General features: G+C 33.7%; 22 protein-coding genes and 2 pseudogenes. 8 read left to right on the top strand and 16 right to left on the bottom strand.

Annotated elements, in window-relative coordinates; genetic code table 11:
- Complete coding sequence (locus tag PSA_RS11140) at positions 1-651, bottom strand: bifunctional 2-polyprenyl-6-hydroxyphenol methylase/3-demethylubiquinol 3-O-methyltransferase UbiG (protein WP_042152509.1); 651 nt, start codon at positions 649-651, stop codon at positions 1-3.
- A gap of 374 nt (positions 652-1,025) precedes the next feature.
- On the opposite strand from PSA_RS11140, the gene PSA_RS11135 reads away from it, so the two are divergent.
- On the top strand, positions 1,026-2,426 hold the full coding sequence (locus tag PSA_RS11135) for an MBL fold metallo-hydrolase RNA specificity domain-containing protein (protein ID WP_042152511.1): 1,401 nt from the start codon (positions 1,026-1,028) through the stop codon (positions 2,424-2,426).
- A 744-nt stretch (positions 2,427-3,170) separates the two neighbouring features.
- Here PSA_RS11135 and PSA_RS11130 read toward each other — a convergent pair.
- The gene (locus PSA_RS11130; RefSeq protein ID WP_052380255.1) at positions 3,171-4,988 is read right to left on the bottom strand and encodes an alpha/beta hydrolase; all 1,818 of its coding nucleotides are present in this window, start codon (positions 4,986-4,988) and stop codon (positions 3,171-3,173) included.
- Positions 4,989-5,143: 155 nt separating this feature from the next.
- Here PSA_RS11130 and PSA_RS11125 point away from each other — a divergent pair, with 155 nt between their 5' ends.
- The gene (locus PSA_RS11125) at positions 5,144-7,129 is read left to right on the top strand and encodes a winged helix-turn-helix domain-containing protein (RefSeq protein WP_042152514.1); all 1,986 of its coding nucleotides are present in this window, start codon (positions 5,144-5,146) and stop codon (positions 7,127-7,129) included.
- Positions 7,130-7,223: 94 nt separating this feature from the next.
- Here the strand turns inward: PSA_RS11125 and PSA_RS27180 are convergent, their stop codons facing one another.
- Positions 7,224-7,553: a lysostaphin resistance A-like protein gene (locus PSA_RS27180; protein ID WP_371257855.1), complete on the bottom strand. Its 330-nt coding sequence runs from the start codon at positions 7,551-7,553 to the stop codon at positions 7,224-7,226.
- Positions 7,547-7,792: a hypothetical protein gene (locus PSA_RS11120; RefSeq protein ID WP_042152517.1), complete on the bottom strand. Its 246-nt coding sequence runs from the start codon at positions 7,790-7,792 to the stop codon at positions 7,547-7,549. Before PSA_RS11120 ends, PSA_RS27180 begins: the two co-directional genes overlap by 7 nt.
- 933 nt (positions 7,793-8,725) lie before the next feature.
- Between PSA_RS11120 and PSA_RS11115 the strand changes: the two genes are divergently transcribed.
- Positions 8,726-9,112: a nucleotidyltransferase domain-containing protein gene (locus PSA_RS11115; protein WP_042152538.1), complete on the top strand. Its 387-nt coding sequence runs from the start codon at positions 8,726-8,728 to the stop codon at positions 9,110-9,112.
- On the top strand, positions 9,093-9,515 hold the full coding sequence (locus tag PSA_RS11110) for a DUF86 domain-containing protein (protein ID WP_269432787.1): 423 nt from the start codon (positions 9,093-9,095) through the stop codon (positions 9,513-9,515). The genes PSA_RS11115 and PSA_RS11110 overlap by 20 nt, the downstream gene beginning before the upstream one ends.
- 101 nt (positions 9,516-9,616) lie before the next feature.
- Here PSA_RS11110 and PSA_RS11105 read toward each other — a convergent pair whose 3' ends face one another.
- From PSA_RS11105 to PSA_RS25230, 5 genes are all read right to left on the bottom strand, one after another.
- The gene (locus PSA_RS11105; protein ID WP_042152544.1) at positions 9,617-9,811 is read right to left on the bottom strand and encodes a hypothetical protein; all 195 of its coding nucleotides are present in this window, start codon (positions 9,809-9,811) and stop codon (positions 9,617-9,619) included.
- 44 nt (positions 9,812-9,855) lie between these two features.
- On the bottom strand, positions 9,856-10,014 hold the full coding sequence (locus PSA_RS25235; RefSeq protein ID WP_157575771.1) for a hypothetical protein: 159 nt from the start codon (positions 10,012-10,014) through the stop codon (positions 9,856-9,858).
- Positions 10,015-10,444: 430 nt separating this feature from the next.
- Positions 10,445-10,891 (bottom strand): transposase, encoded by a 447-nt coding sequence (locus PSA_RS11100; protein WP_042152547.1) that lies wholly within the window; start codon positions 10,889-10,891, stop codon positions 10,445-10,447.
- A gap of 774 nt (positions 10,892-11,665) precedes the next feature.
- Positions 11,666-12,022 carry a zinc-binding dehydrogenase gene (locus PSA_RS11095; RefSeq protein ID WP_052380265.1) on the bottom strand — a complete coding sequence of 119 codons (357 nt, stop codon included), beginning with the start codon at positions 12,020-12,022 and terminating at the stop codon, positions 11,666-11,668.
- 69 nt (positions 12,023-12,091) lie between these two features.
- Positions 12,092-12,250 carry a hypothetical protein gene (locus tag PSA_RS25230; RefSeq protein ID WP_157575770.1) on the bottom strand — a complete coding sequence of 53 codons (159 nt, stop codon included), beginning with the start codon at positions 12,248-12,250 and terminating at the stop codon, positions 12,092-12,094.
- A gap of 979 nt (positions 12,251-13,229) precedes the next feature.
- Here PSA_RS25230 and PSA_RS11090 point away from each other — a divergent pair.
- The gene (locus PSA_RS11090) at positions 13,230-14,285 is read left to right on the top strand and encodes a CNNM domain-containing protein (protein WP_042152738.1); all 1,056 of its coding nucleotides are present in this window, start codon (positions 13,230-13,232) and stop codon (positions 14,283-14,285) included.
- 29 nt (positions 14,286-14,314) lie between these two features.
- On the opposite strand, the gene PSA_RS11085 is transcribed toward PSA_RS11090, so the two are convergent.
- Both PSA_RS11085 and PSA_RS11080 read right to left on the bottom strand, forming a co-directional pair.
- A complete protein-coding gene (locus tag PSA_RS11085; RefSeq protein WP_042152735.1) occupies positions 14,315-15,442 on the bottom strand; it encodes a DUF1501 domain-containing protein in 1,128 nt (375 codons plus the stop codon).
- A 2-nt stretch (positions 15,443-15,444) separates the two neighbouring features.
- The gene (locus PSA_RS11080; RefSeq protein ID WP_042152732.1) at positions 15,445-16,797 is read right to left on the bottom strand and encodes a DUF1800 family protein; all 1,353 of its coding nucleotides are present in this window, start codon (positions 16,795-16,797) and stop codon (positions 15,445-15,447) included.
- Between the two features lie 135 nt (positions 16,798-16,932).
- On the opposite strand from PSA_RS11080, the gene PSA_RS11075 reads away from it, so the two are divergent.
- Positions 16,933-17,163, top strand: coding sequence for a DUF3565 domain-containing protein (locus tag PSA_RS11075; protein ID WP_042152729.1), 231 nt, complete (start codon positions 16,933-16,935; stop codon positions 17,161-17,163).
- On the opposite strand, the gene PSA_RS11070 is transcribed toward PSA_RS11075, so the two are convergent.
- The 5 genes and pseudogenes from PSA_RS11070 to PSA_RS11055 all read right to left on the bottom strand — a co-directional run bounded on the left by PSA_RS11070 (position 17,135) and on the right by PSA_RS11055 (position 19,909).
- Complete coding sequence (locus PSA_RS11070) at positions 17,135-17,305, bottom strand: hypothetical protein (protein ID WP_157575769.1); 171 nt, start codon at positions 17,303-17,305, stop codon at positions 17,135-17,137. The genes PSA_RS11075 and PSA_RS11070 overlap by 29 nt on opposite strands.
- Before the next feature lie 50 nt (positions 17,306-17,355).
- A pseudogene (locus PSA_RS11065) lies at positions 17,356-17,966 on the bottom strand (ISAs1 family transposase); the annotation flags it as partial.
- 85 nt (positions 17,967-18,051) lie between these two features.
- A pseudogene (locus tag PSA_RS26305) lies at positions 18,052-18,266 on the bottom strand (transposase); the annotation flags it as partial.
- Between the two features lie 136 nt (positions 18,267-18,402).
- A complete protein-coding gene (locus tag PSA_RS11060) occupies positions 18,403-18,819 on the bottom strand; it encodes a hypothetical protein (protein WP_042152722.1) in 417 nt (138 codons plus the stop codon).
- Between the two features lie 10 nt (positions 18,820-18,829).
- Positions 18,830-19,909, bottom strand: a complete 1,080-nt coding sequence (locus PSA_RS11055; RefSeq protein ID WP_042152719.1) for a hypothetical protein — start codon at positions 19,907-19,909, stop codon at positions 18,830-18,832.
- Between the two features lie 405 nt (positions 19,910-20,314).
- On the opposite strand from PSA_RS11055, the gene PSA_RS11050 reads away from it, so the two are divergent.
- Complete coding sequence (locus PSA_RS11050) at positions 20,315-20,533, top strand: hypothetical protein (RefSeq protein WP_052380264.1); 219 nt, start codon at positions 20,315-20,317, stop codon at positions 20,531-20,533.
- 113 nt (positions 20,534-20,646) lie between these two features.
- Positions 20,647-21,021 carry a helix-turn-helix domain-containing protein gene (locus PSA_RS11045; RefSeq protein WP_052380263.1) on the top strand — a complete coding sequence of 125 codons (375 nt, stop codon included), beginning with the start codon at positions 20,647-20,649 and terminating at the stop codon, positions 21,019-21,021.
- The last annotated feature ends 28 nt before the right edge of the window (positions 21,022-21,049 follow it).

The following is a 21,049-nucleotide window of genomic DNA, read 5'->3' as shown; positions in this document are numbered from 1 at the left end:
TTATTTATTTTGTAAGACTGAAGTCTCACCTACAAGATTTGTGTTTTGCTGTTTTGGTTTTTTAACAATTATCGCATTTACCCACTGTTCGCCTTCTCGCTCTGCTCGTCTATCGCCTGTGATCCACGTTTTATTGAGTTGTAGGCTTTGTTGATTGACTAATAAATTTTTTAAGCTTGTCTCATTAAGATCAGTGAATTGACGGCCATTGTGTTCGCGGGGTGTTGTTTTCGGCTCTCCATATTTAAACGATACATATAAAACACCGTTAGATTTTAATGCAGTGGAAAGTTTGGTAAATACAGAACCTAATTCATCAAAAGGAACATGTAATAAACTAGCGCAACACCAAATGCCGTCAAAAAGATTTATATCGTTAATTTGCTGAAAGGTTTTCAGCTCTACTGGCTGACCTAGATATTGGGTTGCTATTTTTACAAGTTCACTACTTGCATCTGTTGCGGTTATTTCAAAACCTTTGTCTTTAAATGCTTTAGCATCGCGAGCACTACCGCAACCCGCATCTAAAATATGGCCATTGGCTGGAATTAAAGGTAAAAACTCATCGTATATAGGTTGCATATCAATGCTAAAGGTTAAATCGCAAAAAGCTTGGGCGTTTTGGTTGTAATATGTATTGTTGGTATTCAAGCTTTATCCTTTAACTACGGTCAGCAATTTAATTCTGCTGAGTTTAATTCCATTTTACACTTTGGTGTATTTACTCAAGAATCTAATTTATCACATCATTAAATTTATAACTAGCCGTTTTTATTAGAGTTATTATAAAAAACATTAAATTGCATACAAAAAGTAATATTTTATTGCGTTAGATCATGTTTTTAAAATGATTACAGAACTTAATTCTACATATAAGGTTGTTAGTTATATATGCTGATGATGTTATTGGGTATTTTAAATTGTTATTTTATTTAACTTAATTTAGAAAGGATCAGATTTTACAAAGTGATTATTTATATATAAGGTTAAAAACAACTTATCGTCATAAAGATAAAGGACTATCTATGAACATAATACATCATGGTGCAGTTAATGGCGTTACAGGTTCTTGTCATCAATTAAACATAAATGATGATTCTGCTGTTTTAATAGATTGCGGGCTTTTTCAAGGAGATGAAAAGGCATCAAGTAGTGATGGTAACTCTTTAGAAATAGAATTTGATATTACTAATGTAACCGCTTTAATTGTTACCCATTGCCACATTGACCACGTTGGTCGCATTCCTTATTTATTAGCTGCTGGTTTTAAAGGCCCTATATTTTGTACAACTGCTACTGCCAGTTTATTGCCTATGGTGATTGAAGATGCCTTAAAGGTGGGTGTTACGCGCAATAGCCAAATGATTAACGCGTGTTTAAAATTGTTAAAACGCCAAATAGTCGCTGTAGATTATAAAAAGTGGTTTGAACTTCCTGTTAAACATTCAAAAAATAACGCTGATGGTTTTAAAAGTGCTAAAGCTAAGTTTCAGGTTGCAGGGCATATTTTAGGTAGTGCTTATGTTGAAATAGAGCTAGGTAAACGCCCACATAATCATCGTGTAGTGTTTAGTGGAGATTTAGGTGCGCCCTACGCGCCTTTATTACCTGCACCCAAAGCGCCCTATCGCGCTGATACGTTAGTGATTGAATCTACCTATGGCGATAAAAACCATGCAAAACGTAAAGAGCGTAGTAAACAGTTAAAGCAACTGATTGAAAAAGCAGTAAGCGATAATGGTGTGGTGCTTATACCTGCTTTTAGTATTGGCAGAACCCAAGAGTTACTATACGAGTTAGAGCAAATTATATATGCACAACGTAATGTGAGTTCTGTTTGGCAATCAATTGAGGTGATTGTTGATTCGCCTATGGCAGCTAATTTTACTGAGTCGTATTTAAAATTTAAGGATTTATGGGATAAAGAGGCCCGTCGTAAAGTGCATTCTGGGCGTCACCCTTTAGACTTTAGTCAGCTTTATACAATAGATGGCCACCAGCAACATATTCAAACCATTGAATATTTGGCTAAGCGGAATAAACCAGCCATAATTTTAGCTGCAAGTGGCATGTGTGCAGGTGGGCGAATTGTTAATTATCTTGAGGCATTTTTACCAGATAAAACAGCAGATGTTATTTTTGTAGGTTATCAGGCCAAAGGCACACCTGGTCGTGATATTCAAAAGTACGGACCTCGTGGTGGTTATGTGTTTTTAAATCATGAAAAAATTAAAATTAATGCGGGTGTACATACAATATCGGGCTATTCAGCCCATGCAGATCAAGCTGGGTTAATTAATTTTGTAAAACGCATGCGCCATAAACCACAACATATTCGTATTGTGCATGGTGATGATTATGCAAAACAGGCGTTGCAGCGTGAGTATTTAAAATTATTGCCTGAATGTGATGTGGTGATTGGGTAGGTTTAATCATGAAGAAATATGTTTGTGAGGGTATTGCGAATTGCGTAAGGCTAAAGCCTCACCTACAGGAGTTAGGGTTTTATTGTAGGTTGGCCTTTAGGTTGACGGTTTTAATATTTTCATGTCAGGTTGTTGCTAAAAATAGAAAGGCTAAAGCCTCTCCTACAGGAGTTTGTATTTAAACTTTAAAAGCTACCGATAATTGTTCCTGCATTTCTTTATTATCATCATTTACAAAGATTTATGCTTGTGAAAACGCGGCTGAAGCCCCGCCTACTGGCATTAACATACGCATTTATGAAAGCAAAGCCCCTTTGTAAGGCTAAAGCCTCTCCTACAGGAGTTAGGGTTTTATTGTAGGTTGGCCTTTAGGCTGACGGTTTTAACATTTTCATGTCAGGTTGTTGTTAAAAAAGAAAGGCTAACGGCAATTGCTCCCTGCATTGCTCTAGTCCCTGCATCCATGCAGACAAAGCCTCACCCACAGGACTTAGTTTTTTTATGTAGGTTGGCCTTTAGGCTGACGATTTAAATTTTTTCTTTCAGGTTGTTGCTAAAAATAGAAAGGCTACCGGCAATTGCTCCCTGCATTGCTCTAGTAGCTGCATCCATGCAGGCAAAGCGTCACCTACAGGAGTTAGGGTTTAATTGTAGGTTGGCCTTCAGGCTTACAGTTTTTTGTTGTGAGTTATGACGTAATTAAATAAAACCGTATTCATTTGGCTGAACACGGTTTTTTTAGTTTTAAAGGTTATTATTTTCTAAAAAGTGATCTATTGCTTGTTTGATTACCATAGGGTTTTCAAATGGTACTAAGTGTTTAGCATTAGGTAGTGGTATGTATTGACCACCTGTTTGTTGTGCAACTTTTTTAGACCATTCAGTGCCTTCTTGTTGCCATTTAATGAGATTTTCTACGTTCTCTTCTGCATTATCGATATCAGTTTGTTCAAAATCAGAATCTATTACGGTTATTGGAATGTTGGTATTAATCGCAATATCACGCACTGAATCTAAATCGGCTGAATAATTTGCAATTTCCGTCGCCCTTATTTTTTGGCCAGTAATGGTCAACCTTCGATTTGCAATATTGTGGTAAAACTCCCAATCCATTTTATCTGCAAGTTCTGGTGGTATCATTTCTTCTATTTCTACGATTTCAGCTGCTATTTTTGTCGTTGAACGTTCAGTAAAATAATTTTCTTCGTAATAAGGCATTAAATCCACTATATATTCTTTATACCAATCAACCGGATAACCTTTATAATGTTCAATTGAGTGCGGTAATAAAATATCAGGATCTACCCACACCATGTTATTAATTTTTATATCTTCAATACTATATTTATCTTGAAATAACTGAGCAGTAATATTGCTACTAGCAAAAGACACTAAGCTTATATCAGTTTCGTTGAGGGATTTTAAAATAGCGTATAAATCATCAACAAAATATTGATACGATGCTTTTTCGTTATAGTCTCCCCATGCATTTCCTGCTCTATCTATGCTGTAAACCCGGTAGTTTTCTGCAAGTAAAGGTTGCAGTAACGCATACCATGCAGAATCACTGTGAAAGTTTTTATTAAATCCAGATATTAACACAACTGCAGGGCCGTTATTATTCAACCCCATAGCACGTACATGATTTAAACCACTTGGTGTTTTTATCATAAAAGAGTGTTTGGGTAATTGTACACTGGTAGCTTGATCAAAAAAATTAAGAATATATTGTGAGGTATCTAAATTATTTAAAGACCAAGTATGGCCACCATTTACCGCAGTTAATAATTGCGTGGTATTTGTATCATTTTTATATTGGGTTTCAATTAAACCTTCTTTTACTGTCGTGCTTGTTGGTTCAGTGTTTATTTGGTTAAGATCGGCTATAAGAGAAATCGCATCAGGGCTTGATATCAAACCCCAATTATTATGATATCGACCTAGATAGGGTAAAACTTTATCATTTTTTCCATGAATAGATAAATAATCAGTTGGATCACTGATATTACACGCCTCTGAAAGTTGAACTGACATAGGGGCCGCAACTGATGCTATCGCTTTAAATTTATCGCTTCTATTACATAATAAATTTTGGCTAAATAACGCGCCTTGTGAATATCCAGTTCCATAAATTTCGTCTTCTAAAATATGATGTTCAGATTGTATTTGTTCAATAATTTGATCTACAAATTCTAAATCATTAATCCCAAGCCTGTTTGGTTTATTACAATTACACCCTTCATTCCATTCTTCTACTTTTGACTGAGGGTAAGCAATTAAATAATCATCGCTATATTGTTCGAATCTCGCTAAGTTTCTCATTTGTTCTGAGCTACCACCTGAACCATGAAAAGCTAATAGTAACTTATATGCTTTATCGGCTTTATAATTATCTGGTTTTATTAAATAATATTCACGGTCATCAATTACTTTTTTATTTTGTTCAAAGGCTGGTTGTTTTTCGAGTGTCTGTCCTGGTGAATCGGTATTATTACATGCCATCAATGAAAGCATCGCTGTAACTGCAAAAGTTTTATATACGTTTAAGTCTATTTTTGTCATTGTTTTCTCCTGTTAACACCTCTAGGTTAAACAACAACTTGTTAACTAAAACACTTTAGGTACGAAATTACCTTATTTTTAGCTTATGTTTTTGTTATCATGATTTTAAGTATTAAAATACAGTGAGTTACACATTGAAAGTTCAAGTACACTTGATGAATATTTTTGTTGATATAACAAATCGTCAACTCATTTTAGGTGAGAACACACGTCAACTTGAACCAAAAGTGAGTCTTTTACTGCAAACTTTAATTAATGTTGATGGCGATGTGATTAGTCGTGAACAGTTAATAGAACAAGTATGGCAAGGGCGTATCGTAGGCGATGGTGCGATTAACAGAACCGTATCTCTGTTAAGACAACATTTAGCTGCCTTAGATTCTGAAAATAATTATGTTGTTACTGTGTCAAAAGCTGGATATAAATTATTACATATTAATAAGTCACACTCAGCGCCTACTATAAACCTTAACCCTTTAGATGTTAAAAAATTACCGCTAATTTATATTTTTAGCATTATTAGTGTTATTTTTTTGGCTGTTTTGTTTTATTGGTTAAATGTACAATCAGCATTGGTTAGTTTTAAAAAAAAATCTCGTATAACAGCACAATTTGGGGCTGAGTATGGTTTATCTGTTGATAACAAAGCTAACAATTTGTTGTATCAGCAATTTGATAATAATTCGCTATCAAAACACCTTTATTTAGTTACAAAAGGCGTAAATACACAAAAATTAAACATAGATCATCAAATATATAACGCGGCAATTAGTCCAAATAGCGAATTAGTTGCAATGAGTTATAAAGTTGATGAACAATGCTATTTAGGGTTTTATGAGTTTTCAACACAGTTAATTCATAATATTCAAAAGTGCGCATCAGATAGCTTTTCAAAATTTACTTGGCATTGGAATTCCGAAACGATTTATTTTAGAGATCGCGTAGATAAAACCCAAGCTTATATTATTAATAAATATAATATTAAAACTAAACGTAAGTCGGTAATTAGTTTACCGCCAAGCCATAGTAATTTAAAAGGTGATTATTTGCTTGATCATCATCCTAATAAAAATTGGTTACTCATAGCACGATATATTGACGAAAATAATACACAGCTATTAATTTTAGATAGTTTTACAAATGAAACTAAATTTAGCCATAAACTCAATTACCATATTGATTCTTTTGCATGGTTAGATAAGCAATATGCAAGCTTTGCTGATAATGGCGCTGTTTATTTAATTAATGTACTTACAGGTGAACTGCAACTTAAATTTGAAAATAGGCACGCTATTAACTCTATGGACAGCACAGTTAATCAATTATTTTTTAGCACTTTAGAGCATTCAAGCCATATATTTTCACAAAATATCGTAACTAGATCTCGTATTGCAATTAATACTGACAATGCAATCAACCAATTACCAAAGACTAAACCCAATGGCCAATTGTCTTATCTTTCAAATAAGCAATCTGTATTCCAATGGCAAATAAGTGATGATAATAATATATCTTCACTCTCTATTAATTTACCATTTAAACTCGGGTTTGATCGTTATGAATGGTCTCACGATGGCCGCTATATTTTATTAACTAAGCAAGGGGCTATTTATCAGATAGATGTAAATAATGATAAACCCCAACAATTAACTAATAATGAAATAGGTGCGTTTGTTGTTAATTATGATCCAAATAGCAATATAATTTATAGCAGTAGTCGCTCTGGGCAATGGCAACTATGGTTATATAAAGTAAAAGATAAAACACATGAACAATTAACGCAGTTCGGTGGTTATAGCGGAAGAATAAAAGGCAATTATTTATATTTTACAAAATTCAATACAAACGGATTATGGCAACTTGATTTAATAACCGGTGAAGAACAACTTTTGATAGCTGATGTTGATATAATTAACTGGCTAAACTGGCAGTTAATCAATAACAACATATATTTTTATCGTCCTGAATCTGGTGTTTGGAAATATGAATTAGATACTGAGGAACAATCACTTATTTTATCGCCTGAAAAACGATTTTTACATCAGTTTTCGGTTTCAGCAGATGAAAAAATAATTTATTTTGTTGAAAATCAAAATATTGAAGGTGATATTTACAAAGTACCCTATTCTATCACCAACTAGTTATTGTGAGCTTCATAAAATAGACAACCACTTTCAATATATTCACACAATTATTTTGCCATCGGGTAGGTAAATAATAATAAGTGGTCAATATTTAAAATGAAGTGACTGCTATTGCTGCACTTAATCTGCCTGTATATAAATAAGTAAAGCCATATAACGCACCCGCTATTGTTGCTACAAATATGTAAGCTAGGCCTCCTGAAAAATGTGCAACACCAAACAAACAACTTGTTATTATAACGGCCCAAATTGGGTTAAGTTTTTTAGTTAACTTTTTTTGTATAAAGCCTCTAAAAAATGCTTCTTCTATTACACAGGTGATTATTAAGTTGTTTAATGCAAATACCCATAGCCATGTTGGTACACTTGCCTCAAATTTTAATAGCCCAAAACCATAAGCAAGTGCATATACACTTAATATGGTTGAGGTAATGCTAGTTTTAGTTTACCTTGAGTTAATGCTTGTTGCTTTGCAACAGCCAAGCCCGCGCAAATAATAACCCCACCAATAATAGTGATGTGATCTAACCAAAATGCCATTGATAAACTTATTGAGAGTAGCACAAAGCTTATTTTTGAGTGATAAAATGCACTGATAATTGCAGCAGCGAGTAAAAGCCAAATTATGCCACTGTTTTGAAGTTGCTCTAAATAAAACATTGTTTGTCATCATTATTATTTTTGCGCAGCATGCTGTAATTTGTACCTTAATGCAATGAGATTTGTACCTTTTTAAATTAAAATCACTAATTGCGCGGCTGAAGCCTCATCTACAAGATTACATACTTATTTGTAGGTTGGCCTTTAGGCTGACATTTTTTATTGATGTAAAATTTCAAGTGATTAATAGATAGCTTTTCCAATAGGTGGGCACCATGAAAAGCTAAAGCATCTCCTACAGGTACACTATACATCATGTTATGTAGGTTGGCCTTTAGGCTGACATTTTTTATTGATGTAAAATTTCAAGTGATTAATAGATAGCTTTTCCAATAGGTGGGCACCATGAAAAGCTAAAGCATCTCCTACAGGTACACTATACATCATGTTATGTAGGTTGGCCTTTAGGCTGACTAGGTTGATAAATTTATGATAACAAAAGAAAAGCTAAAGCTTCTCCTACAAGTGCAAGTTTAGATTTTAGTTCTCTGCTTTATACACCATGTCGGAAAATCTTCTCTCACAGGTTTAACATTCATTTTTGTAGGTTGGCCTTTAGGCTGACTCGGTTGATAAATTTTTGATAACAAAAGAAAGGCTAAAGCCTCTCCTACAATTCGAGTGTTTAATGTAATTCAACATTTGATTGTTGTAGGTTGGCCTTTAGGCTGAATTTTTTAAATGATAAGCTAGCCGCAATCGCTCCCTACATTGATCTAGTACCTGCATGCAGGCAAAGCTTCTCCCACAAGTGCGGCGTTGAATTGAATTTTGTAGATCGGCCTTTAGGCTGAATTTTAATGTTCTGTTACTTGTTAGGTTACCCCTCGCCCACACAGACTGTGCCGATAGGAGCTATTGAACATTTTTTGTAGGTTTGTTTAAAATTATCGGTGTATAATTATATCTATAAAAGAATTACTTGGCTTTTTAATGCATCAAAAAATAGTTAATTTAATTACGCAACATTATCCAAACACAAAGTTGATTTATTTATTTGGCTCACAAGCCAATGGTCAATCAATAAAAAGTAGTGATTGGGATATTGCGGTTTTAAATAATGAAAAGCTAAAACCTTTATCTCGTTGGGATTTAAGCGAGTCATTATGCAATTTAATAAATTCAGAAGTAGATTTAGTTGATTTACTGCAAGCCTCAACTGTTTTACAAATGCAAATTGTATCTACTGGCAAGCTACTTTTTGACGCTGAAAATTATGCAGACTCATTTGAAATGCAAGTATTCAGTATGTATGGCCATTTACAAGAAAGCCGTAGTGAAATTATAGAATCATTTATAAGTGAAGCAAAAAATGCATGATGTTGTTTTAAATAAAATAGCTACAATAAAACGCTGTTTATCTCGGATCAATGAAGAATATACAGACGAGGCCTCTTTTAAGAATAGTTATACAAAACAAGACTCAGTGATTTTAAATATTCAGCGAGCATGTGAAGCCTCTATAGATTTAGCGAATCACCTTATTAAAAAAAATAATCTAGGGATCCCACAATCTTCAAGAGACAGCTTTGAATTGATAGCCCGTGAAAAGATTATTACGTTACATATCGCCAATAACTTAAAAAAAATGGTTGGTTTAAGGAATATTGCCGTACACGATTATCAATCGTTAAATATTGATATTTTAATTGCAGTGATCCAGAAACACTTAACCGATTTTGATGATTATTGTGCTCAACTGGTTGCATATTTAAAAATTTAAATTAGATGATAAATTTTTCATATAAAAAAAACACCGCTATTTAGCGGTGTTAAATACTAAAGCTTATTTATTGTTTGTGTAATTTGTTTATGTTTCTTTTATTAGATTGATGCCATTTTAAATAAAAATACTGCAAAAGCTGTATATAGAGCAAGCCATGCTATAACCAAACATACTAATGTTTTAGATTTTTCCATAGAACTTATTAAAGCAAACTCAGGTTTCATTTTTATTACATCTTTCCATTCATGTTGATCATTTAATTTATATGCTGATTTATTTTTAGATTTAGCCATAAATTCCTCGCTTTCAAACCTGTTTCCCATCTTTGATGTTTAAACTATTTATTAGATAAAAAGTATGTTGCTGCAACTACTGATACTGCAATGGCAGTACCTATAACTACTGCCGATGCCATACCATTTATCGCCAATACACTTAATACCATAGCGCCAAATACTGACGTTGAAATTAGTTCGCTATTGCTAGATACATTCATAATTTTCACCTTACTATTTAAATTCGTTTGCTGTTTATCAGCTGTTGAAATAGATAATAGGTCAGGTTTTGTTTTTTAATTTCTGTTTAGTGATGTGTGGTAGTGTTTGGTGATTTTTGGTTAATATTAGTGATGAGTGATTTTGGGTCTTTACCCTACCTCTTGTAAGTTGGCCTTTAGGCTGACAAAATTGAAAGGCTAAAGCCTCACCTACTGAAATTGAGGCTACTTAAGACTATAAGTTAGTATTTTGTAGGTCGGCCTTTAGGCTGACAAGGTTGTTGATTATGCTACAACAAAAGAAAAGCTGAAGCTTCTCCTACAAGCCTGGTGTCATACAATGCTACCGTAAATTACTCCCTGCATTGTGGTATAACATTGATATTGTGGATATTTTGTAGGTCGGCCTTTAGGCTGACTTTTAAAATCCTCATAACCATACAGCATCCCAATGTGAGTAATTGCCAATATGTGTTACTAATTTCGCTCTTAATGGATTTGCAACGATATACCTGGCGATTTGTTTGCGATCATCTTCACATCTTAAACCCCGTTCATAATAACCTCTTTGCCAAACCTTACCTTTGGTTCCCATTCTAAGATTAATATTTTTTGATACTCTTCCTTTAATATCTCTCATCAAGGTACTTAATGATGCGTTTTTTAACGAGATTAATATATGAAAGTGATCTGGCATTATTACCCATGTTAACCAATGTGCATTATTATTTAAATGTTGATATTTAAATTCATTAACTAAAATTCTAGCGTTGTAAAAATCGTTAAATATTGGTCTTCTATTATAGGTGGTAGCCGTTATTAAATATTCATAATTTTCACCAGAGTAGCGACCCTTTGTAAGGTTTGAATATGGCATAATTAAAATCTGTTAAATTACTATCATTTTAGTTTAGTACCTATTTAGTATTGTGGGTTTAATGTAGAACAAATTTAATAATTTTATGTTTTGAAAAGCTAAAAGTTATATGTCATGAAAAGCTAAAGCATCTCCTACAGGTGTGTTCATGAAAGCTACCGGAAATTGCTCCCTATATTGTGGTATAACATTGATATTGTGAATATTTTGTAGGTCGGCCTTCAGGCTGACAAGGTTGTTGATTATGCTACAACAAAAGAAAAGCTGAAGCTTCTCCTACAAGCCTGGTGTCATACAATGCTACCGTAAATTATTCCCTGCATTGTGGTATAACATTGATATTGTGGATATTTTGTAGGTCGGCCTTTAGGCTGACAAGGTTGTTGATTATGCTACAACAAAAGAAAAGCTGAAGCTTCTCCTACAAGCCTGGTGTCATACAATGCTACCGTAAATTATTCCCTGCATTGTGGTATAACATTGATATTGTAGATATTTTGTAGGTCGGCCTTTAGGCTGACAAGGTTGTTGATTATGCTACAACAAAAGAAAAGCTGAAGCTTCTCCTACAAGCCTGGTGTCATACAATGCTACCGTAAATTATTCCCTGCATTGTGGTATAACATTGATATTGTAGATATTTTGTAGGTCGGCCTTTAGGCTGACTAGGTTGTTGATTATGCTACAACAAAAGAAAGGCTGAAGCCTCTCCTAAAGTTTAATATACATTCATATTGACCATTTATTTGTAGGTTAAGCTTCAGAAAATTTAAATTAACTCACTTCAATCACAATGTTACCTATTGCGCATGCACTTTCGCTTTTGATCATATCTTGTTTTGCGTAATCTAAGCCATATACCGAATCTATTGTTACTTTTAATTGACTTGATTCAACTAAGTCGGTTATTTGGTTTAACCCTGCTTTTGATGGCTCAACTAACATACGTGCATAATTGACGTTTTTATCTTTTGCAAACTGCTCATCAATTTCATCTAATAGAGAAATTAATCTGCCGTTTGGTTTTATTACTGCTAAAGAGCGTTCTACTATATTGTTACCACTGACTGCTGCAAATACTAAATCAACATCTTTAACATGCTGCTCAAAGTAGTTTTGTGTATATAACAAAAAACACCGTTATATAACGGTGTTTCAGGGTTGTAACTTTGTATTTAGCTTAATCAAATTATAGTCCTTTTACTTACTTGTTAGTGCATATGTTGCGCTCATTACTGTTACAGCAATTACAGAGCCAACTGCAACGGCTGACGCCATGCCATTAAATGTTAAAACGCTCATTACCATACCGCCAAAAATGCTTGTTACTAATAATTCACCGTTGCTTGAAGTATTCATAATTTATCCCTTTGTATCTATTAAGTTGTTGATTTAGTTTTGCTAGTGGTTGTTGTCACTAGCTGTTGATATGAATAATAGAAGAGTAATTAGATATTTTTGTTACCTTTGTGATATTTGGCAAAATTCGGTGATTTTAGGTTAATTTTAGTGATAAATGATTTTGCAGATTTGTTGTTGGGAGATTCATTATTATATTTACATTACTTTGCGCGGCTAAAGCCCCCCTTACAAGTTGAGTGTTTAATGTAATTCAACATTTCATTGTTGTAGGTTGGCCTTTAGGCTGACTAGGTTGATAAATTTTTGATAACAAAAGAAAGGCTGTAGCCTCTCCTACAAGTTGAGTGTTTAATGTAATTCAACATTTGATTGTTTTAGGTTGGCCTTTAGGCTGACTAGATTGATAAATTTTTCATAACAAAAAGAAAGGCTAAAGCCTCTCCTACAAGTTGAGTGTTTAATGTAATTCAACATTTGATTGTTTTAGGTTGGCCTTTAGGCTGACTAGATTGATAAATTTTTCATAACAAAAAGAAAGGCTAAAGCCTCTCCTACAATTCAAGTGTTTAATGTAATTCAACATTTGATTGTTGTAGGTTGGCCTTTAGGCTAACTAGATTGATAAATTTTTGATAACAAAAGAAAGGCTAAAGCCTCAGCTACAAGTTGAGTGTTTAATGTAATTCAACATTTGATTGTTGTAGGTTGGCCTTTAGGCTGACTAGATTGATAAATTTTTGATAACAAAAGAAAGGCTAAAGCCTCAGCTACAAGTTGAGTGTTTAATGTAATTCAACATTTGATTGTTGTAGGTTGGCCTTTAGGCTGACTTATTTGATGACTGTGCCACAATTAAAATATGATTGTTATATTCAAGAATTGGTTTACATCAAACATTCTTATTTTGATTAAAATCAATCATAAACCCTACAAATAAGCTATATATTAATTATGTGATTATTGCTGTAGTAAATACATGTTTCTATTATGTCTTTATCTTTTTATTGCTTTGTTTTTCTCCTTTTTATGCTCAATTGCAGAATCTGTTTTGCTGAGTATTACTTGGGTGCATATTGCCTTTATGGAAAACAATAAAAAGAAATCAGGTAAGATCTTTAGGATTTTAAAAGAAGATATAAACAAACCGCTTGCTGCTATTTTAACGTTAAATACCATAGCACATACTGTTGGTGCGGCAGGTGTTGGCGCACAAGCGAGTATTGTGTTCGGAGAATCATATTTAGGATTAATTTCAGCAGTTTTAACCCTCTTAATTTTATTTTTTTCTGAGATCATACCTAAAACACTCGGTGCAACGCATTGGAAGGCCCTCGCACCTATAACAGCTTATGTACTTAAATTTTTAGTGTGGGCTTTATATCCCATGATAAAAATATCTGAATTAATGACACAACGCATGGTTAAAAAAAGCGAACCCATTGGTTTTAACCGCAACGAATTTTTTGTCATGGCACAATTGAGTGCACGTAATGGTCATTTGTCTGAAGAAGAAGCCACTATTTTACAAAACTTGTTATTACTGCAAGGTATTAAAATTGAAGATGCTATGACACCTAGCACTGTGATGTTTGCTCATGCACAATCTATGAAAGTAGAAGCATTTTTTCATAAACATCATAAAAATCGATTTTCAAGGATCCCCGTATACGACAATAATCCAGATGAAATTATAGGTTTTGTATTGAGAACTGATTTATTGCTCGCACAAGCGCGTGGTAATAAACAGTCGCCTTTATTCAATTATGTTAGGTTAATGCCAACCTTGCTTGATGTGATGACCATATCACACGCTATGAAAGAGTTACTGAGAGTTAAATCTCATATCGCGCTCATCGTTAACGAATACGGTACTGTGCGAGGCATCTTAACCTTAGAAGATATTTTAGAAACCTTGATTGGTCATGAAATTGTAGATGAAGGTGATAAAGAAATTGATATGCAAAAATTAGCTAAACGTTTATGGAAATCTAAAGCTAAAAAATATGGCATAGATATTAAATCCGATGAATAAGCCTCTCAATTAAAAAGGCTTAAATCACATCACACAATCACTTTTTCAATTAAGCGTTGTGCATTAGGTAATACACTTTTAAGCTGATTAGGTGTTAAACCCCAATGTTGTTCTAATACATTTGCTATCCACGAAAATGTATTTGATGTGGGCATTAAGTCTCTTTGTTCAAATAACTGCTCTGATTTTAATCCTGGCCACTTACCTAATACTTGACCACCATTTACTGCGCCACCAGCTAAAAATAATGCACTGCCAGTACCATGATCAGTGCCCGAAGTACCATTTTGTTCCACTGTTCTGCCAAATTCTGATGCTACTATCACGACTGTATCTTGCCATTGCTTGCCTAAAGCTGTTTTTAATTCAGATAACCCATCATCTAATAATGTCAGTTGTCTTGCTAACCTCGCATTTTGATTATTATGTGTGTCCCAACCACCAAGCTCTAACATGGCACAATCAATTGAATTATCTTTGACCATTAAATTTGCACACGATTTAGCTAAATCACTAAAACGGCCTCTTTTACTATTAGATTTACCAACTTTATTTTGTAACTCAATGCCACTTTGTAAGCGAGACATCAGTAATTCATCATATTGATACAATTTTAGTAATGCATCATAGGTATCTGCATGGCTTTCTTTAAATTTAGTAGGAAACCATGTATTAACTTTATTTGATGATCTTAAGCTGATGGGAGTTGAACGTGCAATTGCTAAGGCCTGTGTGTGTTTTGCATCTATTGCTCTGGCTAACCAACCTGAATCAGCGTCAGTCGTATTAAGTCCACTTTCTAAAAAGTCCTGACCATCAAAGTGAGAGCGGTTTGTAAAACCTGTGCCTACACACGTTATTGGTAATAGCTCTTTATTTTTATACCACTGATGCATGTTTTTAAGAGATGGATGTAAACCAAATTCATTATTAAGTACTAATAAGTGGTTTTTAATATGATTGTATAGATTAGGCCTTAACTTAGTTAAATCTGCATTTTTCCTTGGTACTAAAGTATGCAACGAATCATAAGCACCTCTTAAAACAATCCAAATTATTTTTTTATTCGAATGATTAGATTTAATGTTCGCATATGATGCAGATTGAAATAATACTAAACTACCCGCTAAGGATTTTATAAATTCTCTACGTAGCATATTTATCTCCTTATAAACTCAGGGCTTAATATCAATAATGTAGCAGCTTGTTTTTTACTTTCGGCACGAGTAACCATTTGTTTAGTGTGCTCAGATATACTCTCTCCTAATGCTGATTTCATAATGCTTTTAGTATCACCATTAAACTTAGCTGATATTTTTGACGCCCAATCTATTCTTGTCATTAACGCACTGGCACCATTCCAATCTTGTTGAAAATCACTATAACCTGTTGGTGAGCCCGCATTTAGGGGTTTATGCCCTAAGTTAAATAACGAAGAATATAATGATCGGTCATTAAATTTATTTTTTCCTAATGCCCGATAGGTAGATACTAAATGTTCTCTTGGAGTTTTAAATTTTTGAGGTGTGTTTTGCCATGACTCTGGCGCATTTATCATGCTAATAATAACCTGCTTAATATCACCTTGGGTTTTCATCCAAGTCTTTACCATTTTATCAACCAGCTTTGGTTCTGGTATATCTTGTATAAAATGAGATACTAGCTTATTACACAAATGAGCGGCTGTTTCTGGTCTACGCGCTAAATCTAACAACATGGCTTCGCCTTGCTCTAAACCATTATTTTTATAGGTTTTATTTAACAATTTTCTAGCACCTGGTTCATGGCCATAAGCGCGGAATTTAAAACCCGAATGCTTATCTTTTTTAGGTCTTGCAACACTCCATCCAGTTATCCCTTTTGCTAATTCAATAACATCTGTTTGGCTATATCCAGAATTGATCCCCATAGTATGAAGTTCTAAAATTTCACGAGCGAGGTTTTCATTAAGTCCTTTGCCTTTTTTACCTGCTCGAGAGTTTTCTCCAAATGACTTTTCATTATTTAAATAAATTATCATTGCAGGATGTTTAACTACAGCCAATAACATATCTTCAAATTTACCAAGCAAATTATCTGCAATTGCTTCGCGCTCAAGTGTTGGCCCTATTGCTGCCATTATTGGGCTTTTAGTACTCACACTAAAGTGATTAGAGAAAAAGTCTAATAAACGCCAATTTAAGCTGTTATCGGATAGTATTGACTGTTTTAGCGTATCTGTTGTGAGCTTACGCATAATTTGTCTATGATATTTTTTACCCGCTGGTTGGCTTTGTGTTTTAGATAAATTAGTTTTTGATTGTTTTTTTAATGCTCTTTTTTCTTTTCTTAATTCTTCTAATTTAAAGCCGATTTTTTCTGAGTTAGGTAAGCTGTTGTCGAATTCTAAAAGTGGTTTAGTATTAAGTTGTGCTAATAACCAGTTTTTAGGATCTAATGTCGCATGTGCGATTTCATTAGGTTTTGCCCCCAAACCAAAACGATTTGTTGCTATGCTTGCTTGAATTGACATGTACAGGATCCACTTTTGATTATTATTTAAAACATTGTTTAAAATTAAGCGATAATTATCAATAATACGATTTTATTTACCGAACTTTACAAAACGCAGTTATTTCCTTGCGCTTTCACTATTTGAGATAAAAGTATGAAACAGCCTATTGTTGGTTATCACCAAGATGATGAAAATCATTGGGTCGCTAAATTGGCTTGCGGACATAATCAACATGTTCGTCATAATCCACCTTGGACCCTAAGACCTTGGGTTATCACTACTGATGGACGAAAAGAAATGCTGGGTTATAAATTAGGTTGCGTAAAATGTGATGATAATGCACCCCGTGATTGGTTTAAACTCTATAATTGTGCTCTGCAATAAAGTCGGGCACATAAGCTAAAGCAAGGTTTTGCTTAACTAAAGACATTAAAACAGAAAAATCATTACATCTAAACCCAATCGTTCTCGGATACTGAGCATCTTGCCATCCATCTGAACCTTCTCCTCGTTTAAATAACGCCATAGCTATTTTTCTCATGACGCTAAAAACAAGTGGCCCTTGCTTCTTACGTATTCTTGATTCATCACACAGTGGTTACTTTTAAGCGCGAGAATATAATCCGCTTTGTGCTTAATTATTTGTTTAGCGATTTCTTGTTGGCACCCCAGAGCATCAAGCGTAATAATGCTATTTTCTATATCCAACAAAGTGAGTAATTCTGGTATCGCTGTGATTTCATTAGTTTTACTATCAACAGTTGTTTGTCCTAGCACTAATTGATGCTGGCAACTCCATGCATTAACGGTATGCAAGGCACTTTTTCTATCTTTTGTTGTAATCGAACGACGTGCAGTTTTTCCATCAATAGCAATGATATCAGCACCTGTGGTTTCAATAAGTGATGATATCCAAGATTGAAAGGCATGCTCTATTTCATCTGCTTTTAACCGAAAAATAACACGAGCAATAGTGTCATTTTTTGGGATTACTGCATTGAAAGTACCGTCTTTTTTAACCTATCAAGTTTTAAGCGCCCAAAGTCTTCAATGTCCTCCCATCCTTCTGCACCAGATAATACAGCGCTAATAGCTAGCAAAAGAATATCGATAAGTGCATGCTGTTTACAGCGTTCAATGCAAGGGTCGGTAATTGAATTAAAGTGTTTCAGAAAAGTTGTGCTCATATTAAGTGACCAAGGTGATTATTATGCCTTGATCTGATCGCAACTTGTTCTATAAGTTCAATTTATAATGATCTTGCCGTGTTTTGAACAGCCTCATTAATATGCCTTTCTTGACCAAAGAAGAAAACGGCGATAAATGGTATTTTACAACCCAAAATATTCAGGGAAATCTCGCCACGGACAACCAACACGTAAACGATAAAGTATTCATTCTAGCGTTTGTCGATGTTCAAGCTTGTTATAAACTCTATATTTAAGCAATATAACTTTTAGTTTCGACCACAGTTCATCAGTGAGCATTAATTGTTACTTACGCTCAAAATTCAAACAAAGATCAACAGCCCCTAAGTATTTAATCTCAATTGCTAGCGAATTAATCCTTATTTTAATTAAGCAATTTGGTCGAGTAAGAGCAAAATCTTCCCAATTTCTTATATTAAAATTTATGAATAACTCTAACATTATCTGGAATGTCTTTAGCATTGATATAACCTATTGTGTTGAGGTTAGAAGACACTATTGAGATGACTTTTTTGTTATTACTTAACTCTTTAGGGGATGTTCCTTGACCCGTGAAGACTAATTTTGACCAGTAAGCTTGAACTTGACTATATGTTTTTTTGAGTACTTTTTTAGTAAATTCATTGGCTATGGGAGTTTTTGATTTTTGTACCAAAGGAATCGCTTCCAGACCATTTGGAAACGTGTTGATTTTACCTAAGAAAATACCTTTAATTTCTTCTGCATTAATCGTCACTGAATTATTTTTGTTTACTATCACAGCAATTTCAGCTTGCGATAAAACGGGGCTTAAAGTCATTATAAAACAAAACGCCGGTATTAATTTATTCATCATTATCTCCCTAAAATACAAAATCTAATGAAATACTTGCTGTTGTTACATCACCGTCATCTGTTGCTTTGTGATATACCGGATTACTTTGACCTGTAAATGGATTAAAGCCATTATCGTTCATAGTACTAATATCAAATTTAATAGCGTAACTACTAAAATCATATCTTAGACCGACACTTATGGTGTCATGTTCTTCAAAAGGCGTGTCCAGATCAAACTTAGACAAAGAAAGGTAATAACTTATATCGTCAACTTGATAAATAATAGAGCCAAAATAAGATTCATAAAATGGCTTATATTTGTTGTATTCAGCCATAACAGAAATACCTGTTTCGAAGTCATATTTTAAAAATATATCGTAAAATTCTATGTCAAATTTAACATCAGCATCACTGCCATCTCCATATGTTTGTGTTTCTATCATATCTGACTGTGTGTAAGTTGCTCTAAGTGTCACATTATTGATACTAGTGTCTAATACTACGCCAAATATATTATCAAACTGGCGATCTATATTTGTTGTAAAACTTTCAAACAAATAGCTCATTAACTCGTTATTTTGATTTTTTTCTTGGCCTGTATATAAGGTCGTTTTTACAAACAAATCACCAAATTTTGTTTTGGTGTTAATCTTAATACCGTTAAAGTTCGTGATGTCAAGAGAGTAAGTATCAGCGGGTATTCTAAGCCAAGGATAGGCATAACCAACATCCATAAAATCGGAGTAGTAGTAGACCGGCATTCTCATTCGACCTATTTGAAAGTAATTATCACTGTTAATTTTATACGAAGCATATAACCATTCAACTTCTGGATCATAGTCATTTGCTGACCGAGTCATAACTTGTACTGTCGCAGCTAATTTGTCATCTATTTGAGCTTTTGCTTGAAGCCCTAATCTTGTTTCTTGAGAAACATCAAATTTATTTTCGTATACTCCTAAGTTAGGGTAATCTGCAATATAGCCATCTCCTTTTATAACAGATCCGGCAACGATTGAACCAAAACCTTTAATTTGAAGATCAGCGAGCGCCTCATTGGTAGTTAAACTGATTATAAAAAATGTGAGTAGCAAACTTTTTTTCATTTTTATTCCTTAACATTAGAAGCAAAATTTTGAAATTATCTTTATTTACTAAATCATCGAAGTACTGGCATTACATATTTTTTAATCATAGTGCGACTTTTAGGTATATCAAGGTTGTTTTTAAACTTAGTTGGTGTGAGAGATGTTCTGCTTTAATTAAATTGGACTCTTTAAGAATTGAAAATTAATACAGAATTCCTTCTTAAAGAGTGAGTAAAAAGGGACAGACACAAATCTGTAAATTATTTAAAATTTCTTATCTTTTTTAAATTGGCAGCAGTCTTAACCATGAATCCTTATATTAATTATTTATAATTTCAATAAGTATTTATTCAATGTTATTTTGTGTGGTTAAATCACACTCAAACATTCATCAACTGCCCTCTGGTAGCCGCATAGGAATTCATGGCATGGTGTTTTTTTAATGTTAAAAAGAGTCTGTGGCAGCAATTAAATATTGGCTTAGCTCAAGATAAACTCTATGTTCATATCATAAAATCAGCCCCTTCATTTGATGGCATTATTTTAGCTAATGATTGTGGTTTAACCACGAAAAAAATTTATTATTTACCCCATAGATTAAACTCTGATAAAAATGGCGTTTTAAACATAAGTTTTTTATAAAAGCACATTTAACAATGTGCTTTTTAATGCTTAGATTTATTTAGCTGCGTCTAAAATCCCCCCTACAATGTGACATAATTGGTAAGGGGTTATTAAGAGAGATATATTTTCATATGTTAACTGGCCCTCAAGCGGCACCTTTATTTGCTTTGGTCTCTCATAATACCTATCTGTCTAAAATGGAACGTATTCTAAAACACCTACATAATAACTTTAATAGTCGTTTAGATGTAGAGCAACTTGCAGATATGGCTAATATGAGTTCATCTACTTTTCACCGAAACTTTAAACAAATCACAGCATCATCTCCTATTCAATACGTTAAAAAAATACGTTTAAGTCGTGCAAGAGAATTACTTCAAGATCAAGGTTTAAAAGTAAAACAAGCCGCAGCGCAAGTTGGCTATGAAAGTCCGACACAGTTTAGTAGAGAGTTTACGCGATATTATGGCTTAAGCCCTAGTGAATCCGCTAAATCAGCCGTATAGCATTTGGATTAATAAACAACAAAAGCAG

Origin of the sequence: Pseudoalteromonas sp. '520P1 No. 423' (genome assembly GCF_001269985.1) — a bacterium.
Lineage (GTDB): Bacteria > Pseudomonadota > Gammaproteobacteria > Enterobacterales > Alteromonadaceae > Pseudoalteromonas.
This window is presented reverse-complemented; position numbering and strand designations above follow the sequence as displayed.

Excerpts from the sequence above, each read along its gene's own strand:
- PSA_RS25235 (WP_157575771.1), bottom strand. The coding sequence starts at position 10,014 with ATGAATGTATCTAGCAATAGCGAACTAATTTCAACGTCAGTATTTGGC.
- PSA_RS11085 (WP_042152735.1), bottom strand. The coding sequence starts at position 15,442 with ATGCTACGTAGAGAATTTATAAAATCCTTAGCGGGTAGTTTAGTATTA.
- PSA_RS11050 (WP_052380264.1), top strand. The coding sequence starts at position 20,315 with ATGGCATGGTGTTTTTTTAATGTTAAAAAGAGTCTGTGGCAGCAATTA.
- PSA_RS11115 (WP_042152538.1), top strand. The coding sequence starts at position 8,726 with ATGCATCAAAAAATAGTTAATTTAATTACGCAACATTATCCAAACACA.
- PSA_RS25230 (WP_157575770.1), bottom strand. The coding sequence starts at position 12,250 with ATGAATACTTCAAGCAACGGTGAATTATTAGTAACAAGCATTTTTGGC.
- PSA_RS11090 (WP_042152738.1), top strand. The coding sequence starts at position 13,230 with ATGTTTCTATTATGTCTTTATCTTTTTATTGCTTTGTTTTTCTCCTTT.
- PSA_RS11130 (WP_052380255.1), bottom strand. The coding sequence starts at position 4,988 with ATGACAAAAATAGACTTAAACGTATATAAAACTTTTGCAGTTACAGCG.
- PSA_RS11060 (WP_042152722.1), bottom strand. The coding sequence starts at position 18,819 with ATGAATAAATTAATACCGGCGTTTTGTTTTATAATGACTTTAAGCCCC.
- PSA_RS11070 (WP_157575769.1), bottom strand. The coding sequence starts at position 17,305 with ATGGCGTTATTTAAACGAGGAGAAGGTTCAGATGGATGGCAAGATGCT.
- PSA_RS11100 (WP_042152547.1), bottom strand. The coding sequence starts at position 10,891 with ATGCCATATTCAAACCTTACAAAGGGTCGCTACTCTGGTGAAAATTAT.
- PSA_RS11125 (WP_042152514.1), top strand. The coding sequence starts at position 5,144 with ATGAATATTTTTGTTGATATAACAAATCGTCAACTCATTTTAGGTGAG.
- PSA_RS11045 (WP_052380263.1), top strand. The coding sequence starts at position 20,647 with ATGTTAACTGGCCCTCAAGCGGCACCTTTATTTGCTTTGGTCTCTCAT.
- PSA_RS11075 (WP_042152729.1), top strand. The coding sequence starts at position 16,933 with ATGAAACAGCCTATTGTTGGTTATCACCAAGATGATGAAAATCATTGG.
- PSA_RS11080 (WP_042152732.1), bottom strand. The coding sequence starts at position 16,797 with ATGTCAATTCAAGCAAGCATAGCAACAAATCGTTTTGGTTTGGGGGCA.
- PSA_RS11120 (WP_042152517.1), bottom strand. The coding sequence starts at position 7,792 with ATGTTTTATTTAGAGCAACTTCAAAACAGTGGCATAATTTGGCTTTTA.
- PSA_RS11105 (WP_042152544.1), bottom strand. The coding sequence starts at position 9,811 with ATGGCTAAATCTAAAAATAAATCAGCATATAAATTAAATGATCAACAT.
- PSA_RS11055 (WP_042152719.1), bottom strand. The coding sequence starts at position 19,909 with ATGAAAAAAAGTTTGCTACTCACATTTTTTATAATCAGTTTAACTACC.
- PSA_RS11135 (WP_042152511.1), top strand. The coding sequence starts at position 1,026 with ATGAACATAATACATCATGGTGCAGTTAATGGCGTTACAGGTTCTTGT.